Annotated in this window: 17 protein-coding genes; 2 read left to right on the forward strand and 15 right to left on the reverse strand. The window is 32.1% G+C overall.

Features of this window, described 5'->3' with window-relative positions:
• The first annotated feature begins 218 nt into the window (after positions 1 to 218).
• Positions 219 to 410 carry a hypothetical protein gene (locus ACW5YJ_RS09360; protein WP_107531964.1) on the forward strand — a complete coding sequence of 64 codons (192 nt, stop codon included), beginning with the start codon at positions 219 to 221 and terminating at the stop codon, positions 408 to 410.
• Between the two features lie 407 nt (positions 411 to 817).
• Here ACW5YJ_RS09360 and ACW5YJ_RS09365 read toward each other — a convergent pair whose 3' ends face one another.
• The 8 genes from ACW5YJ_RS09365 to hflX form a co-directional block, all read right to left on the reverse strand.
• Positions 818 to 1,687 (reverse strand): AraC family transcriptional regulator, encoded by an 870-nt coding sequence (locus tag ACW5YJ_RS09365; RefSeq protein ID WP_367651157.1) that lies wholly within the window; start codon positions 1,685 to 1,687, stop codon positions 818 to 820.
• 462 nt (positions 1,688 to 2,149) lie between these two features.
• Positions 2,150 to 2,347 carry a hypothetical protein gene (locus tag ACW5YJ_RS09370; RefSeq protein ID WP_017724353.1) on the reverse strand — a complete coding sequence of 66 codons (198 nt, stop codon included), beginning with the start codon at positions 2,345 to 2,347 and terminating at the stop codon, positions 2,150 to 2,152.
• Positions 2,348 to 2,845: 498 nt separating this feature from the next.
• Positions 2,846 to 3,454: an FMN-binding negative transcriptional regulator gene (locus tag ACW5YJ_RS09375; RefSeq protein WP_017724352.1), complete on the reverse strand. Its 609-nt coding sequence runs from the start codon at positions 3,452 to 3,454 to the stop codon at positions 2,846 to 2,848.
• 398 nt (positions 3,455 to 3,852) lie between these two features.
• Positions 3,853 to 4,281: an organic hydroperoxide resistance protein gene (locus ACW5YJ_RS09380; RefSeq protein WP_119614601.1), complete on the reverse strand. Its 429-nt coding sequence runs from the start codon at positions 4,279 to 4,281 to the stop codon at positions 3,853 to 3,855.
• Positions 4,282 to 4,669: 388 nt separating this feature from the next.
• Complete coding sequence (gene glnA, locus ACW5YJ_RS09385) at positions 4,670 to 6,010, reverse strand: type I glutamate--ammonia ligase (protein ID WP_017724350.1); 1,341 nt, start codon at positions 6,008 to 6,010, stop codon at positions 4,670 to 4,672.
• A 20-nt stretch (positions 6,011 to 6,030) separates the two neighbouring features.
• Complete coding sequence (locus ACW5YJ_RS09390; protein ID WP_017724349.1) at positions 6,031 to 6,399, reverse strand: MerR family transcriptional regulator; 369 nt, start codon at positions 6,397 to 6,399, stop codon at positions 6,031 to 6,033.
• Between the two features lie 262 nt (positions 6,400 to 6,661).
• On the reverse strand, positions 6,662 to 7,900 hold the full coding sequence (locus tag ACW5YJ_RS09395; protein WP_457338108.1) for a methionine gamma-lyase family protein: 1,239 nt from the start codon (positions 7,898 to 7,900) through the stop codon (positions 6,662 to 6,664).
• Positions 7,901 to 7,916: 16 nt separating this feature from the next.
• Positions 7,917 to 9,152: a GTPase HflX gene (hflX, locus tag ACW5YJ_RS09400; RefSeq protein ID WP_017724347.1), complete on the reverse strand. Its 1,236-nt coding sequence runs from the start codon at positions 9,150 to 9,152 to the stop codon at positions 7,917 to 7,919.
• A 104-nt stretch (positions 9,153 to 9,256) separates the two neighbouring features.
• Between hflX and ACW5YJ_RS09405 the strand changes: the two genes are divergently transcribed.
• Entirely contained in the window at positions 9,257 to 9,730 is a 474-nt protein-coding gene (locus tag ACW5YJ_RS09405; protein ID WP_119604081.1) for a glutathione peroxidase, read from the forward strand.
• 427 nt (positions 9,731 to 10,157) lie between these two features.
• On the opposite strand, the gene hfq is transcribed toward ACW5YJ_RS09405, so the two are convergent.
• The 7 genes from hfq to ACW5YJ_RS09440 all read right to left on the reverse strand — a co-directional run bounded on the left by hfq (position 10,158) and on the right by ACW5YJ_RS09440 (position 18,005).
• Positions 10,158 to 10,382, reverse strand: coding sequence for an RNA chaperone Hfq (gene hfq, locus ACW5YJ_RS09410; protein WP_119604080.1), 225 nt, complete (start codon positions 10,380 to 10,382; stop codon positions 10,158 to 10,160).
• Between the two features lies 1 nt (position 10,383).
• Positions 10,384 to 11,331, reverse strand: a complete 948-nt coding sequence (miaA, locus tag ACW5YJ_RS09415) for a tRNA (adenosine(37)-N6)-dimethylallyltransferase MiaA (RefSeq protein ID WP_017724344.1) — start codon at positions 11,329 to 11,331, stop codon at positions 10,384 to 10,386.
• Between the two features lie 19 nt (positions 11,332 to 11,350).
• On the reverse strand, positions 11,351 to 12,277 hold the full coding sequence (locus ACW5YJ_RS09420; RefSeq protein WP_017724343.1) for an alpha/beta hydrolase: 927 nt from the start codon (positions 12,275 to 12,277) through the stop codon (positions 11,351 to 11,353).
• 194 nt (positions 12,278 to 12,471) lie between these two features.
• Positions 12,472 to 14,145, reverse strand: coding sequence for a glycerol-3-phosphate dehydrogenase/oxidase (locus tag ACW5YJ_RS09425; RefSeq protein WP_153671943.1), 1,674 nt, complete (start codon positions 14,143 to 14,145; stop codon positions 12,472 to 12,474).
• Between the two features lie 144 nt (positions 14,146 to 14,289).
• A complete protein-coding gene (gene glpK / locus ACW5YJ_RS09430; protein WP_107551866.1) occupies positions 14,290 to 15,792 on the reverse strand; it encodes a glycerol kinase GlpK in 1,503 nt (500 codons plus the stop codon).
• A 182-nt stretch (positions 15,793 to 15,974) separates the two neighbouring features.
• Positions 15,975 to 16,793, reverse strand: coding sequence for an MIP/aquaporin family protein (locus tag ACW5YJ_RS09435; protein ID WP_017724340.1), 819 nt, complete (start codon positions 16,791 to 16,793; stop codon positions 15,975 to 15,977).
• Between the two features lie 171 nt (positions 16,794 to 16,964).
• Complete coding sequence (locus tag ACW5YJ_RS09440; protein WP_457338109.1) at positions 16,965 to 18,005, reverse strand: S66 family peptidase; 1,041 nt, start codon at positions 18,003 to 18,005, stop codon at positions 16,965 to 16,967.
• Between the last annotated feature and the right edge of the window lie 32 nt (positions 18,006 to 18,037).

An 18,037-nucleotide genomic window follows, 5' to 3' on the forward strand; every position in this document is an offset into this window, starting at 1 on the left:
CAACATAACAGATATACTTTCTAAACAATAAAAAATTATTGAGCTATTAATCGAGCCATTATAATCTTCTTGTAAAGGGACTATTTATACTAAAAATTCCCATTTTCAATATAATCATTAGATTATATAAAAATTAGAAGTTCAATCAAATCTATTTTGTTTTATTTATCTATTTAAATAACTCATGCTATAATACTTGATGAATAGGAGTGAACAAGTTGAGTATATTTAAAGAGAACATGATAACGATTATCGCAGTTATTATAGCGATCATTATTGGTATGGTATTACAGTTTCAATTCCAATTACCCCCAATGGTATCAGCAGTTGTAGCTATTTTATTAGGCCTCTTAGTTGGTTTTATCGTATTTGTAATCCAAGCAATTGTCACTAAAAATAAGAATAAATAAATAAATTTAACTGCCGCATATTCAATGCTGGCAGTTTTTTACTTTAACATCAAATAATTTTATATCTAGCCTTTCTAAACTTATATGAATAATAGTTCAGTGTACAACTTATCTCACTGATTTCATTTAATTATTTTAACCTTTACCTAATTGCAATTATATCTTTAAATTATTATCTAATACGCTTTCAGATAAAGCTAAGCAAAAAATTAGTGTGTGATGTCACAACTTCATAGTGACAAATATCATGATTTAAATTCACCTCAATCAGGTTTACATAATAAAGATATTGTTACTAAAAATAGCTAACCTCATATATTATGAGATTAGCTATCCTTTCTTTATGATTTAGTTGTCTATTAGATTACTTATTCTTCACTACAAATTAGGAAATTTAAATAATTAGACTAATAATTATTTATAGCTACCCAAATCTCACTGTAAGCAACGTCTTGTTCATTATCTTTAAAATTAGTAAATGAAAACATTGGCAAATCAGATAATTCATATTCTGAATCAGGTAACCATTCAGAGTAAATTTTAGCGTAAGTCTCCTGTAAAACGTTTGGATACTCGCCTTCATTTTCAAAAACAACCCATTTACTCGCTTTAAAGTTTAAGATTTCTAATTGCTCACTAGGGTTACTTTCAGTAGTTAAAACTCCAATCATATGTGTCAATTCGCCTTCCTCTTTTGTAAATGATTCATCAGCATCATATGACACGTTTACGATTTCTTTAGGTTCTATATTTTGTAATTGATGCATTTCTTCTTTTTGTGTATTTGTAATGCTTTTTGCCAATGCTACAATTTCATCATTAACTCCTTCAAATTGCATAGGTACTCGTTTTTGAACACCGACAATATTAAATTCAGGTTGCTCTACGATTCTTGTTTTCATGTTTATTCCTCCTTTGGTATTAATAGAAAATGAAAGTTTAGGAAATGATATTAAAATTTGATGTTCATAAACTTGCGATGGCAAGTAACCACTCCAAGCTTTAAACGCTCTTGTAAATCCATCAATGGAATAGCCATATTTTGTAGCTACTGTTGTAACTGAATACTTATTTAGTAAATCTTTATTGGCAAAATATAATTTTCTCTTTTTGATATATTCTGACAAACTCATCTCAGATAAGAATATAAATAAATTTCTGTAATGTTGTTCAGGCATACCAATATAATTTGCGATATCAGATAAGTTCAATTCATTTGTTAAGTTATTATCTATATAATCTATAGATTGATTTAATTGGTTTATAATCATTTCCATCACCTTTCACCTATATAGTAATCAATTTTTATAAATCCAACTCGACTATTCAAATATAAAATATATCGATTGCATTTGATTGCTTTAAATTCAAAACTATATTTAATATTAAAGAAGTAATACCTAAATTATACTACTTACGACTCACTTAGATTTATATATATTATTTATGGTCATAAATTACCTAGTTGCTAATCTTGATAAAATAAAAAATGTTTATTAAATAATACGTAAGTCTCGTATTTTTTTAAAAGCATTTTAATATAAAATGCTTTATGGATACAACGTATTTTGGCGAGACTCTTAAGGGAATAGGACAAGCTGAAGACTACAGGCTGAAGCTAATCCCTATGAAAGAGAGCCAGCAATACGAAGTATTGAATACAAAAAAGCACTCAGATGAATTGAATTAAATCACCTGAGTACTTTTTTGCTGAGATTTATGTTCCAGTCCCCTAAATATTAACGCTCTTTTATAAAAGTTAGAATTGCATGAAATTCTTGTTCATTCGCTGAAAAAGTACGCTCTTCAATTTCTCGCACTGTAGAATTCAATAATTTATAACCAGCAACTTCATCATCTTGTAAATAAGCATTAATGCTAGATTCTAATTCCTTTAATGTTGTTGCCTTTAATGTAGATAATTTAACTTCTTGCATATTGCCATCCCCTTTAGAATCTTAAATTTATATTGCTTATATCATACTATTTCGACGAATGACATTCAAACAATAAAACAAAAATGTACGCAGCTCAATAAAATTATTTCACTCTTAATATAACTCTAAATTGACGCGACTTATAGCTTATTTTAAAATTAAAGTTCACTAAGTATGATTGAGGTGATTATTTTCTTTAAAACAAAAGAAGTGCGTGCGTTTATTATCTATTTTGCAGTATGTCTTACTTTATTTATATTATATTTGATACCATTTTCGCATGCAATATTTGGTTAATAGCTTATATCTAAAATTAAGCTATTTGATTGAAATAACACAGTAATTTAAACTGAGTTATTTCAATCTTTTTTTGTCCACCTCAATCTATTTCACCTTTCAAAAATTGATTATTATTTAAACCTTTTGAAATTGTTATCCAACGTTTATTCTTTTATTTATAAAACTACATACGCTTTCGCCCGTCCAATCGTTTTTTAATCACTGTTGATCTTTGATTGCATCAGCTAACTGTGAATTTAAAGGCGCTCCAGTTTGCTTAAGGTGTTTCATAATATTCTCCTTTTCCTTTTGACTACGATTTTGGCTTAATTTATATGAAGTTTCTAATTTATCTACTTTTACTTTAAATCCAATTATTCCATTTATTTGTTGCTTTGTTTTTTCTGATAAGTTTTCCCACGTCGCACCATTTATATGATTACTTTCATATCTATTTAGTAACATACTTAACTCTTTTTTCAATTGCGCTTCATTTAATAACTCTCCTGTACCATATGCATGAACACTTTGATAGTCCCACGTTGAAACATCCTCAGTTTCATACCACGTTGAAGATATATAGCCATGTGCCCCTGAAAAAATAATTAATATTTTGTCATTTCCGTCTATTGTTTGCCATTGTTTATTAGCTTTTGCAAAATGACCTGATAAATATAAACTATTTTCCTTTTCCTCAATGTTAAGTGGTAAATGTGTTGCAATAGGCGTTGATTCATGGTTAGTTACAATAGTTGCAAAATTATTAGCTGTTATAAAATCTTTTACATTTTGATAATCTTTCATTTCATAATATTTAGGAATATACAATATAAAAGCCCCCTAACAGATGATTAATGTAAAAACATTCAACCTTTAACCTTATTCTATTATATATACAAATTTATAAAATTACTTCTCAAAAAAATCATTCCATATTACAGCATTTAAAATAGTTTCCTTTAGCCATAAAAAAATACACTCCCTAAATGTGTGCACTTTAATTTGACTAAAGTGTTTATTTTAGGGAGTGCCTTAGATTAAAATGGCTTTTGATAATCTACTTTTGAACTAGGGAGTTATATATATAGTTTAGCATTATTAAGTCAATTACATATATTAGGGAAAGCCCTAAATAAAAATAACTTCTCAGTTGTATTTACTCGTTATATCTAAAATTATTTCACCATAAATTTCGCACATTAATGGAAAATTTTATAACATATTTTTTAATTAACACTTACATTGATTTCAATATCTATTGTTTCTTTTAATGCCTTTGAATATGGACAATAATTATGTGCTTTTTCTACATACGATTCTGCATCTTCTTGACTAAGATCTTTAACGGTTACATCTAATTCAGCAGCCAATTTAACTCCGCCATCTGTTTTGTCCGGTAATAAGTATGCTGTTACACGCACTTCTGGTTCAATTGAGCCTTTACCATCGCTTTTTAAAATGTGCATAAGTGCATTATTGAAACATGAGCTATAGCCAGCTGCAAATAATTGTTCTGGATTTGATTCAGTAACACCGTTTCCTCCCATTTCTTTAGGTACAGCTAAATCCTGATAAAAAGTATTGTCTTCACTAAAAACTTTACCATCTCTACCACCATTGCTAATAACAGTAACTTCGTATAATGGTTTTACCATTCCAACCACTCCTTTTAATTAAATAAATTATTCTTGCCTTAATGAATTATTCTCAATTCATTAATAATATAGCATTAATTTTTAAATAATAAAAATTAAAAGATTAACTAAATAACGCTAAATCAAATAAACAACAATTTTATTTAAATGCATTAAGTAAAGTAGATATTTTACAATTGCAAAGAAATGTATGTTCATGTTGTAATTAGTACTAATTTGTTAAAAGTGAAAAATAACTTTTAACAAACTTTACTTCCGTATATTGTACCCATTCTGCACTCCAAATGCTCAATAATATAAAAAGAAAAGCAAAAAACAACCCGAGACCATCCTATTAGAATGACTCGAGTTGCTTATATACCTAGTGTTTAACCCCTTTGTTTAGCACCTAGTATTGTTTGATATATTGTTCTCTTTCCCATTCAGAAACTTGAGTTCTGTAGTAATCCCATTCAATTGATTTAGAATTAATGAATTGGTGATAAATATGATTACCAAGTGCTTGTTTAATTGGTTCATTGTTCTTCATAGCTTTAATTGCTGTATATAAAGTTGAAGGTAAATCTTCAATGCCAACTGCTTCGCGTTCTTCACGGTTCATCTCATAAATATTTTGATTAACTGGTTCTGGTACTTCTAATTTATTTTTAATACCATCTAAACCAGCTTGTAAGATTGCTGCTAATGCTAAGTATGGATTTGCTGCTGGATCGACTGAACGTACTTCAACACGTGTTGATAATCCACGAGATGATGGTACGCGGATTAATGGAGAACGGTTTTTACCACTCCATGCAATATAACAAGGCGCTTCATAACCTGGAACTAAACGTTTATATGAGTTTACTAACGGATTACATACACCTGTAAATCCACGTGCGTTTTTCAAGATACCTGCAACAAAGTGGAACGCATCTTTAGTCATTTGCATATCACCATCTGGATCAAAGAATGCATTCTCTTTGCCTTTAAACAATGACATGTTAAAGTGCATACCGCTACCGTTCACACCGAATAATGGTTTTGGCATAAATGTTGCGTGTAGGTTGTGTTGACGAGCAATTGTTTTTACAACAAGTTTAAATGTTTGGATATTATCACATGCGGTAATCGCATCTGCATATTTAAAGTCAATTTCATGTTGTCCTGGTGCAACCTCGTGGTGACTCGCTTCAATATCAAAGCCCATATCTTCTAACTCTAATACGATGTCACGACGACAATTTTCACCTAAATCCGTTGGTGCTAAATCGAAATAACCACCATCATCATTTAGTTCTAATGTTGGTTCACCTTTTTCATCTAATTTGAATAAGAAGAATTCAGGTTCAGGCCCTAAGTTTAATTCTGTGAATCCTAGCTCTTTCATATCATTTAACACACGTTTTAAGTTTGCACGAGGGTCCCCTTCAAATGGTGTTCCATCTGTTTTATATACATCACAAATTAAACGAGCAACTTTACCTTGCCCAGCAGTCCATGGGAAAATAACCCATGTATCTAAATCAGGATATAAGTACATATCAGATTCTTCGATACGTACGAAGCCTTCGATTGAAGAACCATCAAACATCATTTCGTTATCTAAAACTTTTTCTAATTGGCTAACTGGTACTTCAACGTTTTTAATAACTCCTAAAATATCAGTAAATTGCAATCTTAGATATCTTACATTTTCTTCCTTAGCAAACTTATAAATATCTTCTTTAGTAAATGAACGTTTTGGCATTGTAAATGTCCCCCATTATTTTATTTGATAAAGCGTGATAAGTCTCCACGATTTATCGGAATTGCTTCTCGCTGCGGTTTCTGAGTGGCTTCAACTATCATTTGTTTTCTTGTCTCTTGTTCATCATCAGTCAGGTGATCTTGATCATTTTTTATAATTTGTTTAATTCCTTTTATATTAAAACCTTTTTCAATTAAGCTTTTAATTTCTAAAAGTCGTTCCAAATCATTCAATGAAAAAAGTCTTTTGTTCCCGTCTGATCTATGTGGTTTAAGCAGTTCATGTGTTTCATAATAACGAATTTGTCTTGCAGTCAATTCGCTTAATTTTGTTACAACACTCATAGGGAAAACCGGCATACTTCGTCTTAATGTATCATTTGACTTCAATCCGATCACCTCTATTTTTGAACTTGTAATAAATTTAGCATAATAACTAAATTAATTCAAAGATATGTAAGGTTTTCTTACATGTCATTTAACCCCTTGCTATAACTACTCTTAAGACGCTTTCTATCCATTAATCAGCTAAGTTTTTAGAAAATTCCTTAAATTTTTTCAAAAAAATACCATATATTTTGCCTATGATTCATAAAATTAGTACTCAATTTTAGTTCATCATAAAATAAAATATATGGTAAATAATTATTATTTATACAAGTTGTTGTGTTTTTAATTTTTGTGCCGCTCTAGTAACAGCTAATTTAACGTGTTCATATGTTAAACCACCTTGTACATACACTTCATACGGTGGCCTTATCGGGCCATCTGCCGACAATTCTATAGAAGATCCTTGTACAAAGGTACCTGCCGCCATGATTACATCATCTTCATAACCAGGCATATAAGCTGGTTCTGGACTGAAATGTGCATTTATTGGAGAAGCTTGTTGGATACTTTGGCAAAATAGAATCATTTGTTCTTTTGTATCAAATGACACAGTTTGTATCAAATCAGTTCTCTCTACGTCATAGCGCGGTGCTGTACGCATATCCATTTTCTCTAATAATAAACTAGTAAATAATGCGCCTTTTAAACTTTGGCTTACTACGTGTGGCGCAAGAAAAAATCCCTGATACATTTCTTGAAGGGAATTTAGCGAAGCACCCGCTTCTTTTCCTATACCTGGCGCAGTTAATCGATAACCACATCTTTCGACTAGCGCTTTTTCACCTGCGATATAACCACCAATTTTTGCTAAGCCGCCACCTGGATTTTTAATCAATGATCCCGCAATTAAATCTGCACCACATTCAATAGGTTCACGTTTTTCAACAAATTCACCGTAGCAATTATCTACAAAAATGATTATATCAGGATATCGTGCTTTTATTTGTTGTATTGCCTGTTCGATTAAATCTAATTTAATTGAAGGGCGTTGATCGTAACCTTTCGATCTTTGGATAGCAATTACTTTTGTTTGTGGTTTAATTTGTTTGAACACGGATTGAATATCAATGTCGCCCTCTTTTAAATCAACCTTATCATAACTCACGCCATGTTCTTTCAAACTTTCTATCCCATTGCCATTAATACCTATTACTTCTAACAATGTATCATATGGGTTACCTGTAATATATAAAAGTTCATCTCCATATTTCAAAACGCTCTGCAAGGCAATTGTAATCGCGTGTGTACCAGAGATAATTTGAGGTCTTACAATCGCATCTTCCGCTTTAAAAGCGTGTGCATAAATTGCTTCAAGGTGATCTCGACCTAAGTCATCATAACCGTAGCCAGTAGTACCTTGTAAGTCATTTTCTGTTGCTTTGACTGCATGAAAAGCATTTAATACTTTTTCTTGATTCGCATAGGCAACCTCTTCAATATCTTTAAAATAAGGTGCTAATGTTTCTTCAGTTTCTGCAATCAGTTGTTTCATCTCTTCCATTAATCATTACTTCCTTCTACTCTTTTTTATAGCCTTTCACTTCATAAGTCGCAGTTGTTTCGTTAAAATTCAATTCAGACACTAATGTATTTTGTTTTAAAAAATATAAACGATCGGCATCTGAACTTGGTACATCCTCTTCATAATAAGTTAATACTTTTTTCACTTCATTATATAAAAGTTCTTTAACCTTTTCTACATCTTCTTGTTCTTTACTCGAAACAAAAACATGCGGTTTATTTGTAGCTGGTAATGTCCCTTCATGCAAATCTTTTTTATTAAAGATAATCGCTTGAGGGATTTGTCCCATTTCTAAATCACCAATAATTTGATTCACCGTATCATATTGCGCTCGATATTCTGGATGACTACTATCTACTACATGTAACAGTAAATCTGCATTTTTAGCTTCTTCTAAAGTGGATTTAAAAGCAGCAATAAGCGTTGTTGGTAATTTTTGTATAAAACCAACCGTATCAGAAATAATGAGATTAAACCCATCGTTAATTTGAATTTGTCTCGTTTTAGGATCAAGCGTTGCAAACAATAAATTCTTTTCATACGTTGTTTCTTTAGCTAATGCGTTAAACCACGATGATTTACCAGCATTTGTGTAACCAACCAGTGCAACTTGAAACACATGATTTTGTTCGCGATTGTTACGATAACGTTCACGATGCTCTACTACAGTTTCTAACTGGTGCTTGATTTCATTCATTCTTGTTCTTATATGTCTGCGGTCCATTTCAAGCTTTGTTTCACCAGGGCCTCTTGTACCGATTCCACCACCTAAACGCGATAAGCTTCTCCCGTGTCCTTGCAATCTAGGCATTAAATAATCTAATTGAGCTAATTCTACTTGTAATTTACCTTCTTTACTACGTGCTCTTAAAGCAAATATTTCTAATATAAGCTGTGTTCTATCAATGATTTTAACATTTAAATTACCGTTGAGTGTCTTAGATTGCGCTGTTGTCAATTCATCGTTCGCCACGATAACATCAATATCATGAAATTCAACATATGCTTTTATCTCATCTAATTTACCTTTACCAACATAATATTTGTTATCAACGTTTATTCTATTTTGAGTAAATTGCTCTTGAACGTCCAATTGACATGTTCTGGAAAGAGATGCCAACTCTTCCATCGTAGATTCGAAATTAAAATCATTATCTGTTTGAGCATGTACTCCAATTAATATAGCTGTCTCTAATTTTTGTTCGGTGGTATGCGTTTGATATTGGGTCATAATATGCACCTCTTTTCCAAGTTTTCTTAGCCATTCTATCACAGTGCCAATATAAAGACTATAAACTCAAATTGTGTTAAATTAATATAAAGAGGTGAATTAAAATGACTATATATGATATAGAAGTTCAACAGCCAAATGGAGAAACATATCATTTAGACACATATAAAGATAAAGTTATGCTGATTGTGAATACTGCTAGTGAATGTGGATTCACACCTCAGTTTGAAGGTTTACAAGAATTGTATGAGAAATATAAAGATCAAGATTTCATCGTTTTAGGATTCCCATGTAACCAATTCGGTGGTCAAGAACCTGGTAACGGTGAAGAAGCCACACAAAATTGCAAAATTAATTACGGTGTTTCTTTTCCAATGCATGAAAAAATAGATGTTAAAGGAGAAAACCAACACCCACTTTATAAATTTTTAACAGAAGCGCAAAATGGGTTATTCAACGAAAAAATTAAATGGAATTTCACAAAATTCTTAGTTGATAAACAAGGGAACGTCGTTCATCGTTTCTCTCCACAAAAGAAACCAAATCAAATTGAATCTGAGATTGAAGCTCTACTTTAATATAACTGGAATCACTTGAAATAAGAATCTCAATAAATGTTCGAATAATTTTTAAAAGCAATAAGATCATAATTCAGACTATGTAATTTAATAAGTTATACTTTAAACCGATGATCAATAAAGATTTAGTTATCGCTACTTATAGAAAGATACTAAAGATAGGGACTTAAATACCCTTTCTCAAAAGGACTAATCCAGATTAAAAAAATGGATTAGTTCTTTTTATGTACAAATCTCACTGCTTTGTACATAAGAGTGAGAGTATGCCATAAGCCATAAATTGTTCAAAAAAATGAAAACGCCAGTTTCCTATTGAGATAAATAGAAACTGGCGTTCATGCTTTAGACAGAGATATTTACGTCTCTGCCTCTTCTACTTTATACATAAAGTATCATATTAAATGTTAATTTTTAAAATGTAGAATTTTTATACTTCCTCGTTATTGTTTGAATCGTCAATTGTAAATGTACTAATCGCATGTTTGTAAATTAAATGCTGTTTGCCTTGTGATAATAAGCATACTAAATACTTATCATAATCTTCGATAATACCTTTCATTTGAAAACCATTCACTAAAAACACAACTACCTTTGTTTGATCAGCCTTAAATTGCCCAAGGAATTTATCTTGGATGTTCTCTGTTGTATTCATATTATGTTCTCCTTTTCTGTATTTGGACTGAAACCTCTTCTAACATCAATGATAGTGACATTTTCTCTCTATCTAACCACAACACGTCGAGCTTGTTTTTAAACCAAGTCATTTGTCGCTTAGCGTAATTTCTAGAATGCTGTTTTAATTTTTCAGTTGCTTCATCTAAACTTAATTCTTGTTTGATGACTGGTACAATTTCTTTGTATCCTATCGCTTGCATACTTTGACTAGTTTCATATCCGTTATCAACGAGTTGTTGCACTTCACTAACTAATCCACGCTCCAACATTATATCTACGCGTTTATTAATTCTTTGATATAATATGTCACGCGACATTTCTATCCCTAATAATAATGTATCATAATTTTCAGTAAATTGTTGTACTTTCTTGCGAGAACTTAAAAGTTTTTTTGTTTTTAAATAATATTGTATCGCTCTTCTAACTCTTTTTCGATTATTTGGGTGTATTTCTTGTGCAGAGACCTCATCAAAAGACGCCAAGTATCGATGCAACGCCTCATTTGATAATTTATCAAGTTCAGATAACTTTGCTTCAATTTCTAAACTTTTCTGTTCTGAAATAGTTTCATCTTCAAACTCATAATTATAGATAAGAGATTGAATATATAGACCTGTGCCGCCTGCAATAATAGGCACACGTCCTCTCGCTATAATATCTTTAATTAATCGTTGCGCTCTATTTTTAAATTCATATGCTGAAAAGTTTTCATCCGGTTCTAAAATATCAATCATATGATGAGGGATACCTGACATCTCGTCTTGCGTAATTTTAGCAGTTCCAATATCCATTTGTTTATAAACTTGCATTGAATCACCACTAATAATTTCACCATTCACTTTCTTTGCTAATTCAATGCTAAATTCTGTTTTGCCCACAGCCGTTGGTCCTACTAATACGATTAAAAATGGTTTGTCGCTTTGCACGTGTATCAACTCTCTTTTTCTATTTGTACTTTTTTAAAATTTGTTTTTCTATCCACTCATACATATGTTGCCATGTTTCTGTATAACCTTGCTCAAATAATACTTCATGTCTCTTGTTTTTATACAAGTGTACAGTGATATGCTTAACCCCTGCTTTTTTATATAAATTACCTAATTTTCTTATTCCTTTACCATATTCACTTAATGGATCATCTTTACCAGATATTAATAAAATTGGAAGACTTGGATTGATTTTTTTCATATTTTTACCACTGCTTGTCAGTAACATATGTTTCATTGATTCGTAGATCAATTGGTTAGATACCAAGAAACCTGTATAAGGATCTTTGATAAATTGTTTCACTTCTTCAGGATTACTAGATAACCAATCACTTGTTGTTTGCTGATTAACTATATTTTTGTTAAATGTTCTATACATAATACGATTCAACCAATTTAAACGCCGTTTTTTCCCTGAAATTAGTGTGATTAATTTTAAAACCATTCTTAGCAATACAGCTTTATATTTAGGATATTGTGTCGTTCCTGATAAAATTACCCCTTGTGCAGCATCTGGATATTTTTGAACAAAAATACGTGCAATAATTGACCCCATAGAGTGCCCGATTACAATGTAAGGTATATTATAATAATGTGCACACATTGTTTGTGCTATTTCATATGTATCATCAGCTACTTGCGACATATTATCAATATTTCCTCTTTCACTATCGTCAATCTCTTTACCATGACCTCTATGGTTATGACGCAATACATCGTAACCTTGCTGATTTAACGATTCAACTAGATGATCGTATCTATCCATATGCTCAGCCATACCATGAAGTAAATGCACGATACCAATTGTTTCATTTTTAGCTTTATCTAATTTAACTTCTAACATTGTCCCGTCTGAAACTGTTATTTTAAATTCATTTTTACTCATGTGTTTAGCCTCCCATACCATACGATTATCATTATCTATATTATACAATATACCTTCAAAATATCATGTTATCAAATACTACGCTAAGTATTTAGTCATAAGTGACAATTTCTATTTTATAAAAAGCAGCTACTAACTCAATAGAGTCAGTAGCTGCTTTTCTTTTAAACTTTGTAGTACAAAATTTAAAATAATTATTCTTTTTCTGCTGGTTGCTGGTTACCAGTTTGTGCTTCATCAATAGCGATTTGTAATTCTTTTGTATAAGCTTCTTTTTGAATATTAGTGTAACCTAATAAGTCGCTCATAACTTCAATAACTTGCTCTTTATAATTTAATACATCATCAATTTTGAAATAAAGTTTACCCGTACGACGAATAAAGAAGTCAGTTGGACGGTGCACCATTTCATTTTGTATTGAATAAATTAATTCTGTATAAATATCTAATGGCAATCCAGTATCTTGATGTTGAGCTGTTTGTGCAATTTTAAATAATTCTTCAGCATTAGAACCATACTTAGAAGCAAAGTGACGTGCTGTTGCTTCGTCTATTTGGTATGATTTAGCTTCTTCAACTTTTTGGTCGATGAATTGTTCAAAGTTTTTACTGCCACCAACATCTCCACCAGAAATTGTTAAATGTTTTGTAGCACATTTAGCAAATTTCATACCATATTGCTCTTTCAAACGTTTTGATAATAAGTCTACAATTTCTAAAGCCATGTGGCGGTAACCAGTTAATTTACCACCAGCAATTGTTAATAGACCTGATTTACCTTCCCAAACTTCATCTTTACGGGAAATTTCAGATGGGTCTTTACCTTCTTCTAAAATTAATGGTCTAATTCCAGCCCATGATGATTCAATGTCTTCATCTTTAACGTCTACATCTGGGAACATATAATTGATTGCCTCAATTAAGTAATCTCTGTCTTCTTGCGTAGCAAGTGGTGAAGCTTTGTCGTTATTATAGAATGTATCTGTTGTACCTACATAAGCTTTACCTTCACGTGGTATAGCAAAAATCATACGACCATCTTTTTCAGTATCAAAATAAACAGCTTGACCTAATGGGAATTTAGATTGATCAATAACAATGTGAACACCTTTAGTTAAGCGTAATTGTTTATTATTTCTAGCATAGTCACCACTGCGAACTTCGTCTACCCATGGACCACTTGCATTGATAACTTTTTTAGCTTTTATTGGATAAGTTTCATTGTTAATTTGATCTTCTACTTGAATACCATTAACTTGTTCATTGGAATCATATGTGAAATGAATAGATTTTGTATGGTTAATAATCGTTGCGCCTTTTTCTTCTGCACGTTTCATAACTTCTATTGTTAAACGAGCGTCATCAGTACGATACTCAACGTAAGAACCGCCACCTTTAAGACCAGATTTTTTAACAAGTGGTTCTTTTTCTAATGTTTCTTTAGCATTTAACATTGTTTTGCGTTCTGCCTTTTTAACACCAGCTAATCTATCATACATTGTTAAACCGATAGCAGTAGTGAATTTACCCATTGAACCGCCTTTGTGCATTGGTAAAAGCATACGCTCAGGTGTTGTTACGTGTGGTCCATTTTCATATACAATTGCGCGTTCACGACCAGTTTCTGCTACAACTCCAACTTGTAGTTGTTTCAAGTAACGTAAGCCACCATGTACTAATTTAGTAGAACGTGAGCTTGTACCTTGTGCAAAGTCTTGCATTTCTACTAAAGCAACTTTCATACCTCTTTGACTAGCATCTAAAGCAATACCTGCTCCAGTAATACCGCCGCCAATAATGACAACGTCAAAATCTTTATTTTTCAAATCTTTCTTGATCTGTTCTCTTTTTAATGTTGATAAACTCATAAAAACTAGGCCTCCTAAAATAATAAAAAAAGAGAGACTCATCCCATACATATATAATTGTACGAACTGAATCTCTCATTTCTCATCTCTGTATTATTAACTTACCCATATTGTAGCATACATAACAACTTTTAGTCTATTTTTTTATTCATCTTCTAATTTAAAGACTTGAGTTGCTTCTACAGCTTTTTTCCAGCCTTTATATAATTTCTCTCTTTCTTTATCTTCCATATTCGGTGTGAAATCTTTTTCAAGTTTCCAACGATTAGCAATTTCATCTTTACTGTCCCAGAATCCTACAGCAAGTCCTGCTAAGTATGCAGCACCTAAAGCTGTCGTTTCATTAATTTCTGGGCGTTCTACCCCAACATTTAATAAGTCAGCTTGGAATTGCATAATGAAATTATTTTTTACAGCGCCACCATCAACACGTAGATTATTTACTGTAATGTCAGAATCTTTTTCCATTGCTTCTAATACATCACGCGTTTGATAACACAATGATTCTAATGTCGCACGGATGAAATGTTCTTTTTCTGTACCACGTGTTAAGCCGAAAATTGCACCTCGTGCTTCTGCATCCCAATAAGGTGTACCTAAACCAACAAACGCTGGTACAACATATACACCTTCTGAAGATTCAACACGCTCAGCATAATTCTCTGATTGTGGAGCAGAATTAATCATTCTAAGACCATCACGTAACCATTGAATTGCAGAACCAGATACGAAAATAGAACCCTCAAGTGCATAATTCACTTTACCATCTATCCCATATGCAATAGTTGTTAATAAACCACTCTTAGATGTAACAGCTTCTTCACCAGTATTCATCAACATGAATCCACCAGTACCGTAAGTGTTTTTCACATCACCACGGTTAAAGCAAGCTTGTCCAAATAAAGCTGCTTGTTGGTCACCAGCAATACCAGAAATCGGTACTTCTTTACCGAAGAAGTGATAATCAATTGTATTTGCATAGACTTCACTTGATGCTTTCACTTCAGGTAGCATAGAATTAGGAATTTCTAAAATATCAAGTAACTCTTGATCCCATTCTAACTCATGAATGTTATAAATTAATGTACGGCTTGCATTTGTATAATCTGTAATATGTGCTTTACCACCAGATAATTTCCAAACTAACCACGAATCAATTGTTCCGAATAATAGTTCGTCATTATCAGCTTTTTCTCTCGCACCTTCAACATTATCTAAAATCCATTTTACTTTTGTACCTGCAAAATAAGGGTCTAATAACAAACCTGTTTTCTCACGGAATTTATCTTCTAGACCTTGTTCTTTTAAATCTTGACAAATGCTTTGAGTTTGACGAGATTGCCATACAATTGCATGGTAGATAGGACGTGATGTTTCTTTATCCCATACTACTGTTGTTTCGCGTTGGTTAGTAATACCGATACTAGCGATTTGATCTGCACCGACATTTTCTTCATTTAAAACTTCAGCGATAACCGCTAAAACTGATGTCCAAATTTCATTTGCATCATGTTCTACCCAACCTGATTTAGGGAAGAATTGTTTAAATTCGCGTTGTGCTACACCTTTGATTTTACCATCTTGGTCAAAGAGAATTGCTCTTGAACTTGTAGTTCCTTGGTCAATTGATAAGATATATTTTTCCATAATTATAATCTCCCTTTTATCATGTTCGCTTTTTACATAGTATATGTAAAATTTGACACTTTAAACGTCTAATTTACACATTGCCAAATAACTCACTCTACAAACATGCTTTTATTACTTATATTTATATATTATAAAGCCTGTTTATATTTTAACTTATAAACAGGGCTGTTGAAACTTAATTAATAAACCGATTCGATACCTTTTGCACTTTTAGATTTATTTAACACAATACCAAGGGCAACTGTAACTATTAGTAATACTATTGCTACAACTGACATCATATCAAATGCCCCTTTGTAAACTAATCTATAAATAACAGCACCAATCATACCACCTGTGACGGGGCCTAAAACAGGAACAATTGCATAACTCCAATTCGAATTACCTTTACCTGCAATTGGTAATATCGCATGCGCAATACGCGGACCTAAGTCACGAGCTGGGTTAATCGCATAACCAGTTGGACCACCTAAACTTAAACCAATTGCAATAATCAAGCTACCAACGATTAATGGATTTAAACCATCAGCGATTTTATTCATACCTATAAACATTAAGCCTAATGTTAGAGCAGCAGTACCAATAATTTCACTTAAGAAGTTTGCAAAATAGTTTTTAATTGCAGGCGCAGTAGAGAATACACCTAATTTTGCTCCTTGATCTTCCGTTTGTTTCCAGTGTGCTAAATACATTAACCAAACAACGATACCACCAGTAATACCACCTAGAATTTGGCAAATTATATACCCTGGTACCATGCCCCAACTTAAAGCACCATCCATAGCGAACGCAAGTGTTACCGCGGGGTTAAGATGCGCGCCTGAAATATTACCGACAGCATAGACTCCCATTGTAACCGCAAGTCCCCAACCTAATGCAATAACAACCCAATCCGCGCCGTTACCAGCACTTTTTTTCAAATTGACGTTGGCACAAACGCCTCCCCCAAATAATACTAATATTGCTGTTCCCAAGAATTCAGCAAAATATACACTCATAGAGACTCCTCCTAAAAATAGATAGAGAGACCCCTACAATTATAGCCAGTTTCGAACCACCGGTTTAATTACTGTAGAAATCTCCCATCTCTGTTCTAATTATTAACTTAAATTCATCTTACACCGATTTTGTAAGCGTTGTCAAATATTTTGTTAAAATCTTGTCACAAATTAATCCTCAGTAACAGCTTTTTCAGTAATAAAAAATTGTTTAGTTTCGCAATTAATTTGTGCTTCAACACCATAAGGCAATATATGTTTAGGTTCGTTATGACCAAATGACAAATTATATAATATAGGTAATTGCTTGAGTGGTTCTACGTTGAAAAATGTCAATATTTCATCTTTATATTGCTCATAATAAGTATTGTTAAATGGTTTACCGAATATTATACCGTTAACTCTATGGAACACTCCCTTTTTAAGCAATTGAAACAACATGTCTCTAAATTCATCAGGGTTAGGCATATCTTCCGAAGTTTCTAAAAATAAAATAGCCTGTTCAAAATCATTTAGTTGCGGAAATAATTCAGAATCTATAATATCTACAAGTGTTTCCAAATTCCCACCTATTAAGTGTCCTTTGATATTAACTTGTCTTTGTCCCTGTAAGAAAATATATCCTTGTTGTTGTATAACCGGTCTCGCTATTGTTTTATTTTCAACATTCCAACTTAATCCATAAGGTCTAATATATTTTGCAGGTCTCACTTCACCAATTGGTTCACTATTAAACCAATTCTTTTCTATATCTTTTATAGTATAACAATCCATGTTAATATTCTCTGCAAAATCTGTTAACAACGCTGGACCGTAAAAACTAGTGATTCCCATTTTATAAAACATCATATGTACTGTTGTTGAATCTGAATACCCTGAGAAAATTTTCGGGAAGTTTTGGAGTGCTTCACGATCTACATAAGGCCATATCCTAATCGCATCATCCCCACCAATACAACTTATAATAGCTTTAACTTCTCTATCTCTTATAGCTTCATTTAGGTCTGAGGCACGCAATTCTGGATGTTGTTGTATAAACTCACTGCCCTTTAGTGCATGCGGCATTATTTTTACTTTCAAACCGAAAATCTCTTGTAATCTTTGTATTCCTTGATATGTTCGCCATATAATAGAATCATCACCTGCGATACCTGAAGATAGCGATACAATAGCAACCGTATCTCCCCGTTTTAACTTTTGCGGTTTTAACATAATTAATCACCCCATAAAAATTTTATAAAAAA

The sequence above is a fragment of the Staphylococcus sp. mip270_02 genome (assembly GCF_054031535.1).